Genomic DNA, 17,728 nt, shown 5'->3' with positions numbered 1-17,728 from the left:
GCTTAAGCTAGATTAACAATAAATGCCCTGGAGTTGGTTCTATTATGTGTATTTGTGTCAACTGCCACTATGTAGATCGCTGTGTGACTTATCATGCAGTAGAAACACAGCACCAACAACCCCACCTCACCGAAAACCCAACTTTTGATCCTAACGAACCCTCCATTAACGTTAACATCCGCACAAAGGAAGATACAATTGAAATGGAATGGGATGTTGTTGGTTGTCTCAGTTTTAAACCAGAAATGGGCAAATGGTCAAAGTTACGCCCAGGCGAATTAGTCCCCACTTGAGATTAATTTCAATAGTCAATCATTGTGTAGAGACGTTGCATGCAACGTCTCTACAAGTCATCGATGCACAGGGCATTGAATAAAAATTCAACCTCATCCCCCTCATCCCCCCAAAGACACCAACCCCTTTGATTCCTGTGCCAGTGTACTGTGTAAACCTGCCAATAATTCCTTTGTGGTGTAGGGTTTAGCAATAAATTGTTTGACTACAGGAGATTTCACGAGTTTATGAGTGGGGACAAAACCACTCACAGCGATAATTTTGATATGAGAATTCATTTTTTGCAAAGCGCGAATGGTGCTAGCACCATCCATCGATGGCATGATCATATCCATTAACACCACACTGATTTTATCCCGATGTTGGGCATAAAGTGCGATCGCCTCCACCCCATCCCTCGCCGTCAGCACTTGGTAATTATAAGTTTCTAAAGCAATTTTCGTAGTTTCCAAAATTTCCGCTTCGTCATCCACTACTAAAACTAATTCTCCACTACCTTTGAGTAGTTGCAAGTCTTCATCCTGGGAAGTCGCCATTGTCTCGACGGCTGGCAAAAATATCTTAAATTCCGTTCCCTTACCTACCTCACTGTAGACTTTCACAAAACCATTATGACTTTTAATAATGCCTTGTACCGTAGAAAGACCTAAACCCGTACCTTTACCTACATCTTTCGTAGTGAAAAACGGCTCAAATATTCTATCAACGATTTCCGGTTCCATACCCATGCCTGTATCTGCTATGGAAATCACAATGTAAGGGCCAACACAAGCATCCAAATTCATTCGGGCATAGTGTTGATCAATCAAAAGATTTTGAGCAGATAAACTGAGTCTACCACCTTCTGGCATGGCATCACGAGCATTGACAACTAGGTTCATCAGTACCTGATGCAGATTGGTGGCATCACCGATGACAGTCCACAGGTTAGGCGGGATATTTGTAGATAATTCTATGGTTTTGGGAAATGTTTCTTGAACAATTTGTTGAATTTCGGAACACAAGTAATTAACTTGTACAATCGTCCGTTTGCCTTCCACGCCACGGGTAAAATGCAATACTTGTTTCACCAAAGCCGCCCCACGTTTAGAGTTAGACTCGATAGTTTTCAACATTTGTTGACTGCGGTCATCAACGTGGGGTAGTTTGAGTTGTAATAGTTGCGCTGATGCTAGAATCGGAGTCAGGATATTGTTGAGGTCATGGGCAATACCGCTAGCGAGTGTGCCGACACTTTCTAGGCGTTGCGCCCGTAAAAACTGACGTTCTAGTTGTTTTTTGTCGGTAATATCGGTGTTAACTGTTAATATAGATTGTGGTTGTCCATTGCGATCGCGCATAATTGTCCATCGGCTAGCAACAATAATTTTTTTGCCTTGTCGGGTAACTTGATGTAATTCACCCTGCCAGGAATCACCATCAGCTAAACTAGCGGTGACATTTTGCAGTTGAGACAAATTGTCTGGTTGATATAGCAACCGACGCACACTTTGCCCCATCGCTTCTTGAGTCTGCCATCCATAGAGATTTTCCGCGCCTTTGTTCCAGAAACAGATGCGATCGCTCATGTCTTTAACTAAAATGGCATCTGTGGTAATATCCAACAAAGCCGCTTGTTCTCGCAGTTTTTCCTCTACACGAGTACGTTCTAAAATCTCTGCGGCTAAACGCTGATTCTGCACTTGCAATGTTTTCGTCAAATTACGCAGTTGCAGATGCAGTTGAATCCGCGCTAAAACTTCTTCATGTTGCAGTGGTTTTGTGATATAATCCACAGCACCAATATTTAAGCCCTTGACCTTATCTAAGGTTTCCGAAAGGGCAGTCATGAAAATCACCGGAATTTCTGTTGTTAATTCGTTGCTTTTCAAGCGGCGACAAGTTTCAAAGCCGTCTATACCCGGCATGAGGATATCTAAAAGAATCAAGTCAGGTGGCGCATATTCAGCCCTAGCGATCGCACTTTCCCCATCTTCAGCTACTAACACTGTATAACCGGCATTCGCCAAAAAATCAAACAGCATTTCTAAATTCGTGGGAGTGTCATCCACAATCAAAATGACACCTTGAACAACAGAATTAATAGTCATAGTATCTTAAAAAAAATTTAATATTGTTTGAGAAAATCTACAAGTTGCTTACCTTTAAAGCTTTTAGCCAATTGACGTAAATGAGTCGCAAACGGGGCAAATTCTGGATTTAACTCCTCTATTTGTCTAGCTTTTTCGGCAATCCCTCTGAGATTTCCCCGCATCGCCAAATCAAGCAAAATCCCCAATTCTGCTGCGGGTGGAACTAGCAATGTTAAATTTTGGCAGGGGTTTGTCGGATTGACAGCTTCTGACGGTAATTGATGCTGCCTACTATCTTGATAAACCCATTTCAAGCCTAAATGAAACTGTAATTTTTCTAAAAGATTAGCTACCTGAATCGGTTTCGGCAGAAAATCATTGCAACCAACTTCACGACTCTGTTGTTGACTAAAATCAAACACACTAGCCGAGATTGCAATCACAATAGTTTGTGCTAAGGTTGGTATCATCCTCAGACGACGAGTAGCTTCAAAGCCATCCACTCCCCCCATAACTAAATCCATAAAAATCACATCAGGCTGAAATTCACAGGCTTTATCAATACCATCCAACCCATCTGTCGCTTCCATTACCTCAAAACCCAAAGGCTCTAGCAAATTCACCAAAACAGAACGATTTGCCCAATTATCATCTACAACCAAAACTTTGCGTCTAGAGCCAACAAAACTGACGATATTTTGTTCATCAACTCTCTTAACATCAGTAGGCGAGATAATTTCTGGTAAGTCTAAGTCTAACCAAAAAATGCTTCCTTCACCTAAATTACTTTTAACTTGAATTTCCCCGCCCATCATCTCCACTAATTGACGGCTAATTGCCAAACCTAACCCTGTTCCTTCCGTTTTCAGATTATTATCACCCACCTGATGAAATGGCAAAAATATTGCTGATAATTGCTCAGGTGCAATCCCAATACCTGTATCTTCTACATAAAATCTAATTTTAGGAATAGAATACTCAGCCGCATTTTCCCCAGCTACCAGTTGCCAATCACCAGCACCTGTGACATAACCCACCTTGAAAAATACATAACCTTGTTTGGTAAATTTAATCGCATTACTCAATAAATTAATTAAAACTTGCCGTAACCGTTTTTCATCAGCGTAAACAATGCGCGGTAATAAAGATACTGATTGATATAATAACGTTATACCTTTTTGTTCCGCACGCACACGGCACATCTGAACAATACCTTCTAAAAATTGCGAAAAATCAAATTCTTGCGGATAAAGTTCCATTTTTCGCGCTTCTATTTTCGCAATATCTAAAATATCATTAATTAATGTTAATAAATGTTCACCGCATTGGTGAATGATTTCCACGCCATTTTTTTGTTGAGCAGTTAAATTTTTGTCCTTTTGAAAGATTTGCGTGTAACCGAGAATTCCATTCAATGGTGTACGTAATTCATGGCTCATATTAGCCAAAAATTCACTTTTAGCACGGTTAGCGGCGGCGGCTGCTTCTTCTGCTCTTTGGCGTTCTCGAATCTCTGTTTGTAACAGCAAATTTTTCTCTTGTAACTCTAGAGTTCGCTGATTGACTTTTGTTGCGAGTGTGCGATTATATTCTTCTAAATCATGATAAAGACGAGCATTTTCAATGGAGATTGCAGCTTGACAAGACAAAATTTGCAACAATTCTACTCGCTCAGATGTAAAGGCTCCAGAAATCAAGTTATTTTCTAAATATAAAATGCCAATCAGTTTCCCTTGATTGACAATTGGCGTACATAGCAGAGATTTTACTTGATGCTGGATAATATAGCTATCTGTGGTGAACATTCCTTCACAACTGGCATCATTAAGTACAATACTCTCCTGAGTGCGACAGACATAATTAATTACAGATAGGGGCAGATTTTGACTGTGTTCTACAGGGATAGACTGCTGTAAACATATCTGCTCATGTCCGAAACTGCCGGAAGCCTCTATCAACAAATTACCTGCGGTTTCTAAAATTAATAATCCGGTTTCTGCCCCAGCATTTTCTAAGAAAATTTGCATTAATTTAGTCAATAAATTCTCTAAAACAATTTCACCAGAAAGAGCTTGCGAGGCTTTAATAACTGCGGATAAATCAAACATTCCCTGTATCCCTGTAGTCGTCGAGCTAATCGTTTGATTCATCTCTAAGCTTGGCGTGTTTTGCTCCCCTATCCGAGATAAAATATGTGGATATTTTGCGGCTAAATCTTTAACTTTGGCAGTAGCTCCCCAGCGCATATAGCCATAGTAAGCATCAATGAGATAGCTATGAGCAACCTTGTCTCTAGCACAATCAAAATAAAACTTGGCAGCCAGTTCATTAGCTAATGCTGCTTCTTGGATATAACCCTGTTGTTTAGCACCTGCGATCGCGCGCTCATAAAACTCCATTGCTTGCCAATATTCACCCAGTAACCGCGCCTTTTCTGCCTCTACAAGCTCATACTTATGCTGAAAATTCATTGGTGCATGACTTGACCATTTTTGCATTTTTTCTTGATTATTGCTCACCCGGCTGAGGATATTTTCTCGTTGTGATGGTGACGCTGATGAATAGATTGCCAGTTGTGCTAAAGAATCATAAAAATGGAATAACGGCACATTCAACCATCCTGTTACACCGTCTAAATAATCTTCGGCTTTCATAGCATTTACGGATGCTTCCGCAAACTTACCAAATAAGTAACAAAGAATTAATTTATTCAGAAATACATAGAAGATTATAGTACGTTCATTTGCGGCAATATGAATTGATAATAATTGTGCCTCATTGTAGACTTCACCGATTAAAAGACAGGGGTTTTCAGCCAAGTCTAATAAATTCAAAACTGCCTGATGAAATACTTGATGCCACTTTAAAGCCGTCTCTTGATGAAGTTGAGCGATCGCCCTACCATATCTAGTCATTTCCTGTTCTAGACTTTTTAACTCTGCACCACTCCAATAACTATATTGACAGCGATTACTAGCTGCATATCCCGTATGTACTAAATTGCCATATTCCCATCCACTAGCATAAGCATCTTCTAATAATGGTAAAGTCTCTCGAATATGATGTTTCCAATGAATCAGGAAAGTTGCCACCTTAAATAAAACTTGACTTCTTAGCTCACAAGCATCTAAAACATCTAATAACTTTAAAGCTAACTGCCCAAATTTATAAGCCGCTTCCACATCTTGTAATAACCCACTAAAAACTACACCATAATCAGCAAAACCGCTAGCGGAAAACAGAGTATTACCATGTTGAATAGATAAATTAACCTCCTGACAAGCCATCATCATAAATAATGTAGGTGCAGATTGATAAGCAGCCGGAACTAAACTGGCTATCAACCGCAAAGCTGCTAATTGCTTTGCATCTGTCATGGTTGGGAGATTAACTAAATCTTCTATACTTTTATCTGCTAAATTTGCGCTGGTTTCTTGAATAGCTTGCTGAATATCTGATGGAGTTGGTGATGCAGTTAGTTTCACTCCCAATATTTCTAACACTTGCAAACCCAGCTTGACAGCTGCCAAAAGTTTTCTTTGGACTTCATAACTTTGAATTCGTAACTCATAAACTTTTACCTTTTCCCAATCATTATCAGCTTCTTGCAGCACCACCTCAACCAATTGTTCCATTTGCTCAAAGTCGCCCATCAGAAATGCTGCTTCTGCTGCTTCTTGATGCAAAGCTAATACTAATTCATATTGCTGCTTCCAGCTAGCGGTTGTTAACAGACTTAAACCTACCTGGAGGTAGCCCATAGCCGCCTCATACGCCGTTGCTGCTTTAGCTTTTTTCCCTGCTATCAGGTTAAGTTCAGCTAGTTGAATTTTTGCAGAATCTAGAGCCAGTAATTCTGTCCCATAATTCAGGTGATTAACTAAATTAAAAATATTTTCACTGCGTTCTTCTAATGTATTATTTTCTAATAGTAAGCGACCAATTTGTAGATGAGTTGCTTTTTTGAGAGAATCCGCAATTAAAGAATAAGCTGCTTGTTGAACTCGGTCATGTAAAAACTTGTAACTAATTGTGAAGTTTGCCTCTGGCAGACTATGAAAAACTAAAGGAATTTTGTAAGATTCGTCTATAGGTAAGACTAAACCAGCCTGTAACGATTCCCATAAATCTGCTGCTGTTTCATCCCAAGTTTTTTGATTAACAATACTCAGAATATCTAAAGTAAATTGATTACCAATACAAGCGGCTAATTTTAAAACATTCTGTGTCATTGGTGATAGCTTCTGAATTTGATTCACCATCAGATCAACGACATTATCAGTAATTTCAATATCTTGCAGCAGTTCCATATCCCACTGCCAACAACCAGTCATAAAATTAAATGATAGTAGGTTGTCTTGCTCAAGGGTTTTGAGCAGTTGTGTTAAAAAGAAAGGATTTCCTTGAGTTTTCTGCCATAATAACTCTGCGAGTGCTGCTGAATTTTTTTGCTGAGTATGGAGAGTATCACTAACTAATTGCTGAACATGAAAAATCTGTAACGGCTCCAGAACCAAATTGTTAATAACTACATCAGATTTTTGGATTTCCTGTATAGTCAACATTAACGGATGATCAAGATGAACTTCGTTGTCACGATATGCTCCAATCAGCAATAAATATTTAATCTCTGAATCAGTGCTTAAAAGTTGAATTAACTTGAGAGAAGCAGCATCTGCCCATTGTAAATCATCTAAGAAAATAACTAAGGGATGTTCAGGTTGACAAAATACGGTAATAAATTGTTTAAATACCAGATTAAATCTGTTTTGGGATTCATTTAAACCTAATTTAGCAACAGGTTGCTGATAACCAATAATTTGTTCTACTTCGGGAATTACATCAATAATTACTTGTGCATTTGTACCAATAGCTGCTAAGATTTTGTCTTTCCAAATCTTGATATTTTCAGTATTTTCTGTGAATAATTGTTGAATTAATGCCTGAAAAGCTGGAATAAAAGCCGCATAAGGAATATTTCGCTTTAATTGGTCAAATTTACCCGAAATAAAATAACCATGCTGGGCTAATATAGGCTTATGAACTTCATTGACTAAAGAAGATTTGCCAATACCTGAGTAACCACTAACTAACATAATCTCTGCTGCGCCACGGCTAACACGCTCAAAGGCGTTCATGAGAGTTAAAACTTCTGTTTCACGCCCATACAGTTTTTGTGGAATCAGCATTTGGCTGTATAAATCAGATGTACCAACAACAAAGTTAGCTATTTTTCCAGTTGCTTGTAGTTCTCTGAAACATGCTTCTAAATCAGCTTTTAGCCCCAAAGCATTTTGATATCTATCCTCAGCAGTTTTAGCTAATAATTTCATGACAATATCAGAAATTGCTGGTGGAATTTCTGGATTAATATCTTTTGGTGATAACGGTGTTTTCGCAATATGACAGTGAACAATTTCTAAGGCATCAGTAGCTATGAATGGCAGTTGTTGCGTGAGCATTTCATAAAAGGTAACACCCAAAGAATAAAAATCAGTGCGATAGTCAATCCCGCGATTCATCCTTCCAGTTTGCTCTGGTGACATATAAGCCAAAGTCCCTTCCAGCCCACTAGGATGACTAACAAGTAAATTTTCTCTCGACAAACAGGATGAAATACTAAAATCTATAATTTTGATGTCGTTGCTTTTGAGATTAACGAGAATATTATCCGGCTTAATATCTTTATGAATAATATGATTTTCATGAATTTGAGCCAGTGTTGCAGCTAGTTGAATAGCAATTTGCAAAAACTGACTGATATCAAATTTTTGACTATTCATGATCTCTTTGAGAGGTTCCCCTTCAAAATCTAGCAAAATTAGCCCCAAAGCATTTTGATAGCTTGCTAACGCCTGGGGTTTAATCACTCCATCTATCTCTAAATGTTGGAGAATTTTATATTCATGTTTTAACTGAGTCAGCTGTTCTATAGTAGGATACTCAGCTTTAAGAGTTTTAATAATTGCTGTTAATTGATGAGCCTGATTAATCGCACGATAAATACAGGTATTCGTACCATCATAAAGAATTTGAGTGAGATTGTAATCGGCAATGTTGATACCCATATTTTTCTGCTTGCTGCTAGGATGATGTTGCTTGGCAGTCAGTTATTTGCTTCTCTATCAATGGTAATAATTTCTGCTGATGTTTAACTATGGGAGTATGATCAATTGTCTACATAGTTTTTAGCTGTTACCTATTTTTTTAATTGAAAATAAAATTACGTAACTAAAATTTAACTAATCTGAAGTGTTTGCTTTTATTCTCAATCAGCAAGGTAGTAACGATGCAACGAGTTGGATAGCGAAGCATGAAACAGAGGCTAGAGCCTATTAGGGAAGGCAAAGCCCAGCATATCTAAGTTTTCTTAGCACAACCCACCCTACTAGGCTGACATAACTAAAATGATTTAAAAAATGGTAGATTGGGGAGCCATCGCCGTGAATGGGTTTCCCGGCTTGAAGCTCATGGCGTTTGACGTAAGGAAACTCAAGACTAATATCCTAGTTGGGTTGCGCTACGCTTCACCCAACCTACATCTAATGCACAAAATTAGCTGTGTCAATCCAATAGGTTCACAAATCAAATTAAATTTCTCTAGTTTTCTCCAACTACATTGCAAGGCTGGCTCGATTATGTGGTTGAATAAATTAATTACAGCAGATTTGGGGTAAATGAGGTACAAATTTTAGGAACAAAGCTTTATGCTAAAAGACATTCCAACCTGTTCCCTGTTCCCTGTTCCCTGTTCCCTGCTATATGTCAACTTAAACAATCAAGATTTGCATTTACCTTGGCGACACAATTAGAACATATCACACCCAACAAATACGCTTTATCACTGCATACTACTACCCCGGAATTGGGGTTGGCGATTAGTAATTTTGCAGGTGATACTCGGTCTAATGTTTGGAATTTAGGGCGTGATTTATCGAGTTATATACATCAATATTTAGTAGAATTTATCCAGCCACAAACTTGGGCAGATTTGGCTTTTATTGCAGTTGCCAAAGGCCCTGGAGGTTTTACAGGGACTCGGATAGGTGTTGTGTTGGCACGGACTTTAGCACAGCAGTTAAACATTCCTGTATTTGGAATTTCTACATTAGCGGCAGTTGCTTGGACAGCCACAAATGCAGGTAAACAAAAACAGACTATTGCCGTGGAAATGCCAGCGCAACGAGGACAAGTATTTGGGGCTATTTACCAACCTGCTTCTAATAGTAACGAATTAATCACTTTATTACCAGATACGGTATTTACACCAGAGGCATGGCAGGAAACTTTAGCTAACCAGAAAACTGATTATCATTTAGTTGAAGCTAAATCTGGGTTAGCTGCCACGGTGACAAGTATTTTAGAACTAGCTTATCTAGAATGGCAGTTGGGTAAGCGTCCCCATTGGTCAGAGGCTTTACCGTATTATGGACAGCATCCAGTAAATATTTAGAATGAGATTAATCCAGAACTTACCCAACTGGCACATTAGTAGGGTGCGTCAGATGTGGAAAATCCGTTTTTAGCAACTAATCTCTTCTGACGCACCCTACTGGACTGACACGACTAAAATGATGCACAAATATAATACAAAATTTCTTGTGGTGCAGGCATCTTGCCTGCACAGGACGGTCAAGATGACCATCCCACAAGAGTTTCCTAATGCACTAAATTAGCTGTGTCAGTCCACTACAAGCAACTTTGATTGTGACAATGGCGTAAGTCCTATAATCATTAAATTGCTGTCAATCAGACTATGATTACACGTCCTAGCGCAATTATCACTCCTGTCTCAACTCTGCCACCTTTGGAAAACGGCGACAAACTCACCCGCCCGGAATTTGAGCGTCGTTATCATGGTATGCCGGAAGTCAAAAAAGCGGAACTGATTGAAGGAATTGTGTATATGGCATCTCCGTTAAGAGTTACAGGTCACGGTGAACCCCATGCTGATATTATGATTTGGTTGGGACTTTACAAAGTGGCTACACCAGGAGTTAAACTAGCTGACAATTCCACTGTCCGCCTAGACGCAGATAATGAACCTCAACCAGATGCTTGCTTGAGAATTGCTCATGGGGGACAAACTCGTGTTAGCGAGGATGATTATATTGAAGGTGCGCCTGAGTTAATTGTGGAAGTTGCAGCTAGTAGTGCTTCCCTTGATTTGCATGAAAAGCTAAAAGTTTACCGTCGCAATCAGGTGCAAGAATATTTAGTGTGGCGAGTTTATGACGGTGCTTTTGATTGGTTCAAATTACAGGAAGGGGAATACATCCAACTTCAGCCTAATGCTGAGGGTGTAATTTGTTCTCAAGTCTTTCCTGGTTTATGGTTAGAAACATCAGCGTTGTTGGCGGGAAATTTAGCCAAAGTAATAGAAGTTGTACAGCAGGGTTTAGCGAGTGCAGAACATCAGAGTTTCGTGGAAAATCTTGCCAGCAAGCAGTCTTAAAAAAAGCACAGATGAACACAGACAAATTATCAGCGTTCATCAGTGATGAATTATATAGCGGATTGCAACCAGACAGAACACAAATTCATCCGCGTTTATCTGCGTTCATCTGCGTTCAATTATTTTTTCTCACCTCATTGAAAACCGCTATATCTGAGAACTTACGCTGTAACAGCTGCTAAGGCTTTATCTACAGCTTGCAACGCCGTATTTACCTCTGCCTCTGTAACAATTAACGGCGGTACAAACCGGACAACTTTTGGCCCGGCTGGTACAAGTAATAAGCCTTCATTCATGGCAGCTTTGACAATATCAGCAGCAGTTAGCTGGATGTCTGCTTGTAATTCCATACCGTTAATTAAACCCCAACCGCGCACATCGGTTATATGATGGGGATACTTAGCAGCGATCGCTCTTAATCCAGCCCGTAACTGTTCACCTCTATCTTGCACATTCTGCAAAATATTCTCTTTCTCCAAAGTTTGGCAAACACTCAACGCCACGCCACACACAAAAGGATTACCCCCAAATGTACTAGCGTGTTCCCCTGGTTGGAAAACATCACAGAACTTCTTACTCATCATTGCCCCGATAGGTATACCACCACCCAAACCTTTGGCGGAGGTGAAAATATCCGGCTCAATGCCGAGATGTTCATAACCCCAGAGTTTACCACTGCGCCCCATACCAACCTGCACTTCATCACAAATCAACAAAATGCCGATTTCGTCGCAAATTTGCCGCAGTTTTTGGAAATATGCCACATCTCCGGGACGGACTCCACCTTCTCCCTGTAATGGTTCTATCAGGATAGCCGCAACCCGATAATCTCCTTCATCTAACTCGCTCACGGCTGTTTCAATGGCACCAATATCATTGTAAGGTACATAGTGAAATCCTGGTACTAGGGGGTCAAAGTATTTTTGATACTTTGGTTGTCCGGTGGCGGTAACGGTTGCTAAAGTCCGCCCGTGGAAACTGGCGTTAGCGGTTAAGATAATCGGCTTGTCAATTTCTAGCACTGTATGGGCATATTTCCGGGCTAGTTTGATTGCTGCTTCGTTGGCTTCCGCGCCAGAGTTGCAGAAAAATACCCGGTCAGCGCAAGAATGTTGAATAATCCAATTAGCTAAGTCCCCTTGTTCGGGGATGTAGTACAAATTAGAAACATGGTGTAGCTTTTGAATTTGGCGTGTTACCGCTTCTATCATGGCTGGGTGCGCGTGTCCTAGAGTGCAGGTGGCAATTCCAGCTACAAAGTCTAGGTATTCCTTCCCGTCGGTGTCCCAAACTCGGCATCCTGCACCCCTTTCTAGGGCGATGGGAAACCGGGCGTAGGTAGACATGACAGCTGCATCAAATTTTTCGGGGCTAAAGGGGCTAGATGACATAGTACCTGAGTCTGGGGGATTTGTGGCTTGCTCAAGAAGGGATTGTAGACTCACTAGCTATCCTCCTAAAAAAATGTTTAAGTGTATACTTACTCTCTAGTTTCCTAGAAATTCTACAAAATAACTTTGGATTTACTGGATCTGATATTCTCTCTTGGGTCTAACATTATATATTCTCAAACTCGTGGCAGTGGTGAAAAATAACTTTGTATTCAACTCTTGAGCAAAAATATCAACGCATTCAAAAAGAGTTAATGGCCGGGGCGATCGCTCTAGTCGGTGTATTATTACTTGGTACTCTGTGGTATCGCTTTGTCGAGGGTTGGTCATGGGAAGATGCGGCTTACATGACTGTAATTACTTTAGCAACTGTGGGATATGGTGAGACCAACCCTTTAGGTAGCCGAGGGCGGTTGTTTACCATCGCTCTAATTTTGTTGGGTGTGGTGAATATCGGTTACATTGTCAATAGATTTACGGAAGCAATTATTCAAGGCTACTTTCAACAAGGCATTCGGCTACAGCAACAGAGGCGGTTAATGGAATCACTAGCACAACACTATATCATCTGTGGATTTAGTCGCACAGGTCGCCAAATTGCTAAGGAATTTCGGGCGGAAGCTGTGCAGTTTGTGGTGGTTGATTCTGAGGCGGAATCTGTGGAAAGGGCGCAAGCTGAGGGTTATATGGCTTTTCAAGGCGATGCTACCCTGGATGATACATTACTGAGAGTCGGGATTGAACGGGCAATGTGTCTAGTTGCCGCTTTGCCTTCGGATGCCGAAAATTTATATACTGTGTTATCAGCGAAAACTTTAAACCCACGCATTCGCGCGATCGCACGGGCCAGTACAGAAGAAGCGTTACAAAAGCTACAGCGTGGCGGAGCAGATGCCGTAATTTCACCTTATATTACTGGAGGTAAGCGGATGGCAGCCGCCGCCCTCAGACCGCAAGTTTTAGACTTTGTAGATGGAATTCTCACTGGTGCAGACCGTCAGTTATACATGGAAGAATTTTTACTAGATGCGTCTCTGTGTCCGTTTGTCGGGCAAACTTTACAAAAAGCCAAATTGCGATCGCAAACTGGCGCGTTAGTTTTAGCCATTCGTCGCCTTGATGGTACTCTCATCGGCGGCCCTACTGGTGATACTGTATTAGCAGCAGGAGATACGCTTATCTGTATGGGTACGGCGGAACAACTCCGTAGTCTCAACCAAATTCTCAGCCCGATTAATTATCAAAATTTGCGTAAACCTAAAAGTAGTTAACAACTTTCACGTTAGCACATTACTGGGATGCGTAAGTCATCAGCAAATAAGGACTTTATTACTATTTCCCCCTTCCCTCGTAGGGAAGGGGGTTAGGTTTTTAATAAATCCTCCGACAAATCACCATAATATGTGATTGATATTTATTAGTTGTATAATGAACAATTTCTAATCCAGCTTGCTCTAATTCCTGCATAAGTTCAGGAATTTCATGTTTATGATGTCGCCAAATCGTCATCTCTTCACCTGCGGAAATTGTGACATTTTTCTCTATGCCTTGATAATTAAAATTAATCGTATAATCTTGCAGTAATTTGATATTTGCAACTACACTATCTGTTACTGAATCATACTTTCTTAGCAGTTGACAATCTTCATACCTAAACCCCATATTCTTCTTCAGCCATTCATATATTTGTCCGGCATGATAATCACAGCCACCTCTGACTCTACCATCCCATGCTGAGTTAGCACCAATTTCGTTAGTGAATACTAACAAATCATTCTTACTCATGCTATTTTTGAAATTATCAAAAACTTTGGTTCTATGGTAATGATTGCCAATAGTTACTCCCAAGTGTAAAAATATATTGGCTATCTTGTCATTTTCGTTATCAGTTGGATTTTTCCACAAGTCTGGAGGAATAGAATTATTTTCTATATCAATAGCTTGGCTAGCAAAATCAATTGCAGGAAACCATTTTTTAAAATTGCTGCTAGCTACTTTTAATAATTCCTCACTCACATCTAAAGCCACATATTTCTTAATTATATTTAATTTTTTCAATCTGGAAATAAAGGCTTTCACCGGATAGGAATTACCAGCACCTACATCTATAATATTGAGTTTTTCGCAACTTTGATAATTACCATTTAGATAGGCAAAATTTTGCTTTAACAAATCAATTTCTACATTGGATGTGCGATACCATGTAGGAATAATGTATTTTAAATAAAAATCATGCCAAATTTTTGCGCCTCTGCCTTTGTAAGAATACTTTAACGGGATTTCTCGTCTGACTTCTAAGGCGTGAACTATTTCTAAAACTTCTGCTGGAGAAAAAACAGAGTAAAACTCAGAACTCGGCTTGGCTGTAAGACTGTGAGATTGGGGGATATCTGAGATAATTTGTGAATTGCTTTGAGCATTCTTAGCCATTGTTCTGGTTTGATACTGAAAAATTGCATAAGAATCAGTATACAGATTTACGTGCTAAAGCATCTCAAATTATCTATTGAGCAAAACACAACAGTGTCCAGAGCCAAATTTATGCTTTTCTAGCTCGACAAATACATGATATAATTGATTAATGCAAATAACTATTGAGTGTTAACTAATACCTCCTGCTCAACTTCTTGCCACCCGTGCATCAGTGCCATACTTTTGATTGCTAATTCTAAAATTATCGGTGGTGCGGTGGAGATGAAAATACTGGGATAAACTGCTGCACCCCAGGTTGGATGCACTAACACACAGCATTTATTTTTTAAAACTGGATAGTTGAGTAAAGCTTTGACAACGGCTGTGTCGTTGTGCGGCATTTCCCCCGGACGAGAAAACAAAGGGTAGCCAGTGCGGGGATCTATCAAGTCTGCTAAATAGCCGCGATCGCGTAAACTAAATGCTAAGTCGCAACCAAAGCGCATAAACTTTTCCCGCAAGTGTTGTTTCTCTTGCTCGATTTCTGGGGTACTTTTAACAAGAGGATAGCGCGATCGCTGCAAAACAATCACCACCCACAATAAAGCTTGCTGTCTCCAATCTGGTAATATCCGTTCGCGGTTGGCACAGATATATTGACTGGGCGCATGAATAGAAATTTGTACTTCTTGTCCCATTTTTCCAACCAAATTAATGGGACGGGTTTGTTCCGTAGCGTCAACTTTGGGATAGTTCACCACATTTATTCGGTTGCTGCAACTTTTTAAGTTATCTTTATAATCGATAATAACTCTTATTACTATCAAAAAAATAGCAAATTTTTCGGAAATATCAGCCCTTTTTCAATTTGTTGTTCATAAATTGTAAAGATTTAATCGGATTTTTATCTTTTATTAACCTAATCTGATCTTCCCAGCATCAAAAGACAACCTTCCGCATATCCACAACCTATCCCCACCTGCCCATCCACCCATATTTGAGATTACCAAACTAATTCAGTTTTAAACTATTAACTGGGACTTCATCCCAAGAATCAACAGTCCGTAACCGCGCTATCCAACCTGCTGCCTTTTGTTCCTCAGTCAAGTTCTGCTGAAAAGACTGATGGCAATCTTGAGCTTGAGATTCATTACAACAGGCAATACAAGCATGAATCATCCCAGATGGATCAATTTGCTCATTTACCCAGATAGTCATAGAATATCCTCTAAAAAACAATTTATTATCTTAAGATAATAATAGAAATAGAAACTATAGAGCAAATATTCTCTTAACTTCCAGCCCTAGAAATGCCCAACCGCCTAAAATTTATCTTTTCTGTCTCGTTCATAACGACGACGGTAGAGTAATTCTAACTGTCCACCATACTCTTGAATCCTGGCAATTTGACGCTGATATAGTCCCCGGAAGGTATTGGCAAAGAACAGCGTAAATATCGCCACCACTAAGCCTGATGCGGTAGACACCAAAGCTTCACTAATTCCAGAGGTGACACCTACGGTTTTCGTGCCTCCCACATCCCCAATATTCAGAGAAGCAAAGGCAGAGATTAATCCTAAAACAGTCCCCAAAAGCCCCAAAAGCGGCGATAAACCAATAATGGTGTCAAAAATATTTTGAAAACGTTTGAGTACAGGTATCTCGGCTTGTGCTTCACTTTCTAACGCTAGCCGAAATTCCTCTGGTGTGGGTTCATCTAATTCTAAAGCAGCCAGAAAAATCCGAGCTAGGGGTAAGTCTGTATTTTGCTGCAATTTACCTACAGCACTGACTACATTATCTAAGCGATAAAGGTTTAAAACTTCTTTTACGACTCGGTTTTGCTTCCTGGTCAGTCTTACCCAAAATATCATCCTTTCAATAATTAGTGCCACTGCTAATAATGAAAATCCCAGCAGAGGCCACATCACTATACCACCAACTGTAAAAAGATTGTTCATAATTGCTATCTAGGTTAAGTAGTTGATAAATGCACACCTAGATTAGCAGATTGCTATCGGAAAATATTTTAACTCTCATGGCTATATGGGTGTTGATATTACTAAATGGGTATTTTATTGGTTATTTGACGCTGGTTTGCAGGTTTTAGGCAAAAATATATGATTTAGTTGATTTTTTTAACGCGGAGGAGCGCGGAGGTAAACGCAGAGGGGCGCGGAGGGTTATTTTAAGTTTTGGGTGAGGTGAGCAAATAAATGTTAAATTTTAAGTAATTAATTTTTGTTAATTTAATCTAAATGGATTTACTAAATCTTGACAGTTATTTACTTCCTGATAATATTAAATGTATTACTCATTGGGGTGATGATTGGGCTTGGTTGGGTGGTGGTACTTGGTTATTTTCGGAAGCACAGCCACAGGTGAAGGTGTTGGTAGATACTCAGCATTTTGGCTGGTCTGAGATTGAGGTAACACAAGATTATTTGGTGATTGGGGCTAGTTGTCCTTTAGTTAAGTTATTGGACTATCCTTGGTTACAAGAATGGCGGGCTGTTACAGGTTTTAAAGCTGCTGTGTCGGCTTTGGCTGCTTCTTTGAAAGTTATTAATATGGCTACTGTCGGTGGTAATATTTGTCTGGCTTTATCTGTGGGAACTTTAGCACCTTTAATGGTGGCTTTGGATGCTATTTATGAAGTTTGGAATCTTCAAGGTGAGTCATTTCCAGTAGCAGCTAAGGATTTTCAATTGGGTTCTCGTCATACTGTTTTAAAGTCAGGGGAAATTCTCAGGCGGGTTTTAATTCCTCTGTCTCATTTACAATGGGCAGTTAATTATCAACGTTTTAGTCTTGCGTCTACAGACTCGGCTTTGGCTATTGTGGTGACGGTGATGAATCATCAACAAGTACGTTGTGTTATTGGTGCTAGTGTTCCTGCACCTCGATTATTTGAGTTTGCAGATTTGACAACTATGCAATCACAAGTTAGTCATTTTTTGGCTGATGAATTTTTTATTGATGATGCTATGGCTAGTGCTAATTATCGTCGAGAAATGACTGCGGTTTTAATTCATAAAACTGTGAATTTGTTTCGCGCACAGACGCAAAGAGTAAATGGTTGAGATATATAATTATTTCAAGTT

At 39.7% G+C, this 17,728-nt stretch carries 13 protein-coding genes; 6 read left to right on the top strand and 7 right to left on the bottom strand.

Annotated features, from left to right (window positions below; translation table 11 throughout):
- Positions 1 to 44 precede the first annotated feature (44 nt).
- Positions 45 to 293, top strand: a complete 249-nt coding sequence (locus tag A3775_RS14050; RefSeq protein WP_066380308.1) for a Ycf34 family protein — start codon at positions 45 to 47, stop codon at positions 291 to 293.
- A gap of 102 nt (positions 294 to 395) precedes the next feature.
- Here the strand turns inward: A3775_RS14050 and A3775_RS14045 are convergent, their stop codons facing one another.
- The gene (locus A3775_RS14045) at positions 396 to 2,384 is read right to left on the bottom strand and encodes a response regulator (protein WP_066380311.1); all 1,989 of its coding nucleotides are present in this window, start codon (positions 2,382 to 2,384) and stop codon (positions 396 to 398) included.
- Between the two features lie 17 nt (positions 2,385 to 2,401).
- Positions 2,402 to 8,434, bottom strand: a complete 6,033-nt coding sequence (locus A3775_RS14040; RefSeq protein ID WP_066425471.1) for a hybrid sensor histidine kinase/response regulator — start codon at positions 8,432 to 8,434, stop codon at positions 2,402 to 2,404.
- A 351-nt stretch (positions 8,435 to 8,785) separates the two neighbouring features.
- On the opposite strand from A3775_RS14040, the gene A3775_RS14035 reads away from it, so the two are divergent.
- The 3 genes from A3775_RS14035 to A3775_RS14025 all read left to right on the top strand — a co-directional run bounded on the left by A3775_RS14035 (position 8,786) and on the right by A3775_RS14025 (position 10,821).
- Complete coding sequence (locus A3775_RS14035) at positions 8,786 to 9,043, top strand: hypothetical protein (RefSeq protein WP_066380320.1); 258 nt, start codon at positions 8,786 to 8,788, stop codon at positions 9,041 to 9,043.
- A 119-nt stretch (positions 9,044 to 9,162) separates the two neighbouring features.
- The gene (gene tsaB, locus A3775_RS14030; protein ID WP_066380326.1) at positions 9,163 to 9,819 is read left to right on the top strand and encodes a tRNA (adenosine(37)-N6)-threonylcarbamoyltransferase complex dimerization subunit type 1 TsaB; all 657 of its coding nucleotides are present in this window, start codon (positions 9,163 to 9,165) and stop codon (positions 9,817 to 9,819) included.
- A gap of 303 nt (positions 9,820 to 10,122) precedes the next feature.
- Positions 10,123 to 10,821, top strand: a complete 699-nt coding sequence (locus tag A3775_RS14025; protein WP_197480155.1) for a Uma2 family endonuclease — start codon at positions 10,123 to 10,125, stop codon at positions 10,819 to 10,821.
- A gap of 161 nt (positions 10,822 to 10,982) precedes the next feature.
- On the opposite strand, the gene A3775_RS14020 is transcribed toward A3775_RS14025, so the two are convergent.
- The gene (locus A3775_RS14020) at positions 10,983 to 12,266 is read right to left on the bottom strand and encodes an aspartate aminotransferase family protein (RefSeq protein ID WP_066425470.1); all 1,284 of its coding nucleotides are present in this window, start codon (positions 12,264 to 12,266) and stop codon (positions 10,983 to 10,985) included.
- A gap of 200 nt (positions 12,267 to 12,466) precedes the next feature.
- On the opposite strand from A3775_RS14020, the gene A3775_RS14015 reads away from it, so the two are divergent.
- Positions 12,467 to 13,483, top strand: a complete 1,017-nt coding sequence (locus A3775_RS14015; RefSeq protein ID WP_066425469.1) for a TrkA family potassium uptake protein — start codon at positions 12,467 to 12,469, stop codon at positions 13,481 to 13,483.
- Positions 13,484 to 13,583: 100 nt separating this feature from the next.
- Here the strand turns inward: A3775_RS14015 and A3775_RS14010 are convergent, their stop codons facing one another.
- The 4 genes from A3775_RS14010 to A3775_RS13995 form a co-directional block, all read right to left on the bottom strand.
- Entirely contained in the window at positions 13,584 to 14,642 is a 1,059-nt protein-coding gene (locus A3775_RS14010) for an L-histidine N(alpha)-methyltransferase (protein ID WP_066425467.1), read from the bottom strand.
- A 161-nt stretch (positions 14,643 to 14,803) separates the two neighbouring features.
- Positions 14,804 to 15,385, bottom strand: coding sequence for a methylmalonic aciduria and homocystinuria type D protein (locus A3775_RS14005; RefSeq protein ID WP_066380334.1), 582 nt, complete (start codon positions 15,383 to 15,385; stop codon positions 14,804 to 14,806).
- A 250-nt stretch (positions 15,386 to 15,635) separates the two neighbouring features.
- A complete protein-coding gene (locus A3775_RS14000) occupies positions 15,636 to 15,842 on the bottom strand; it encodes a glycogen debranching protein (RefSeq protein ID WP_066380335.1) in 207 nt (68 codons plus the stop codon).
- Positions 15,843 to 15,946: 104 nt separating this feature from the next.
- Positions 15,947 to 16,585, bottom strand: coding sequence for a MotA/TolQ/ExbB proton channel family protein (locus A3775_RS13995; RefSeq protein ID WP_066425465.1), 639 nt, complete (start codon positions 16,583 to 16,585; stop codon positions 15,947 to 15,949).
- 297 nt (positions 16,586 to 16,882) lie between these two features.
- Here A3775_RS13995 and A3775_RS13990 point away from each other — a divergent pair, with 297 nt between their 5' ends.
- Positions 16,883 to 17,707 (top strand): xanthine dehydrogenase family protein subunit M, encoded by an 825-nt coding sequence (locus tag A3775_RS13990; RefSeq protein ID WP_066425463.1) that lies wholly within the window; start codon positions 16,883 to 16,885, stop codon positions 17,705 to 17,707.
- Positions 17,708 to 17,728: the final 21 nt, after the last annotated feature.

This window comes from Anabaena sp. 4-3 (assembly GCF_001597745.1).
Lineage (GTDB): Bacteria > Cyanobacteriota > Cyanobacteriia > Cyanobacteriales > Nostocaceae > Trichormus.
This window is presented reverse-complemented; position numbering and strand designations above follow the sequence as displayed.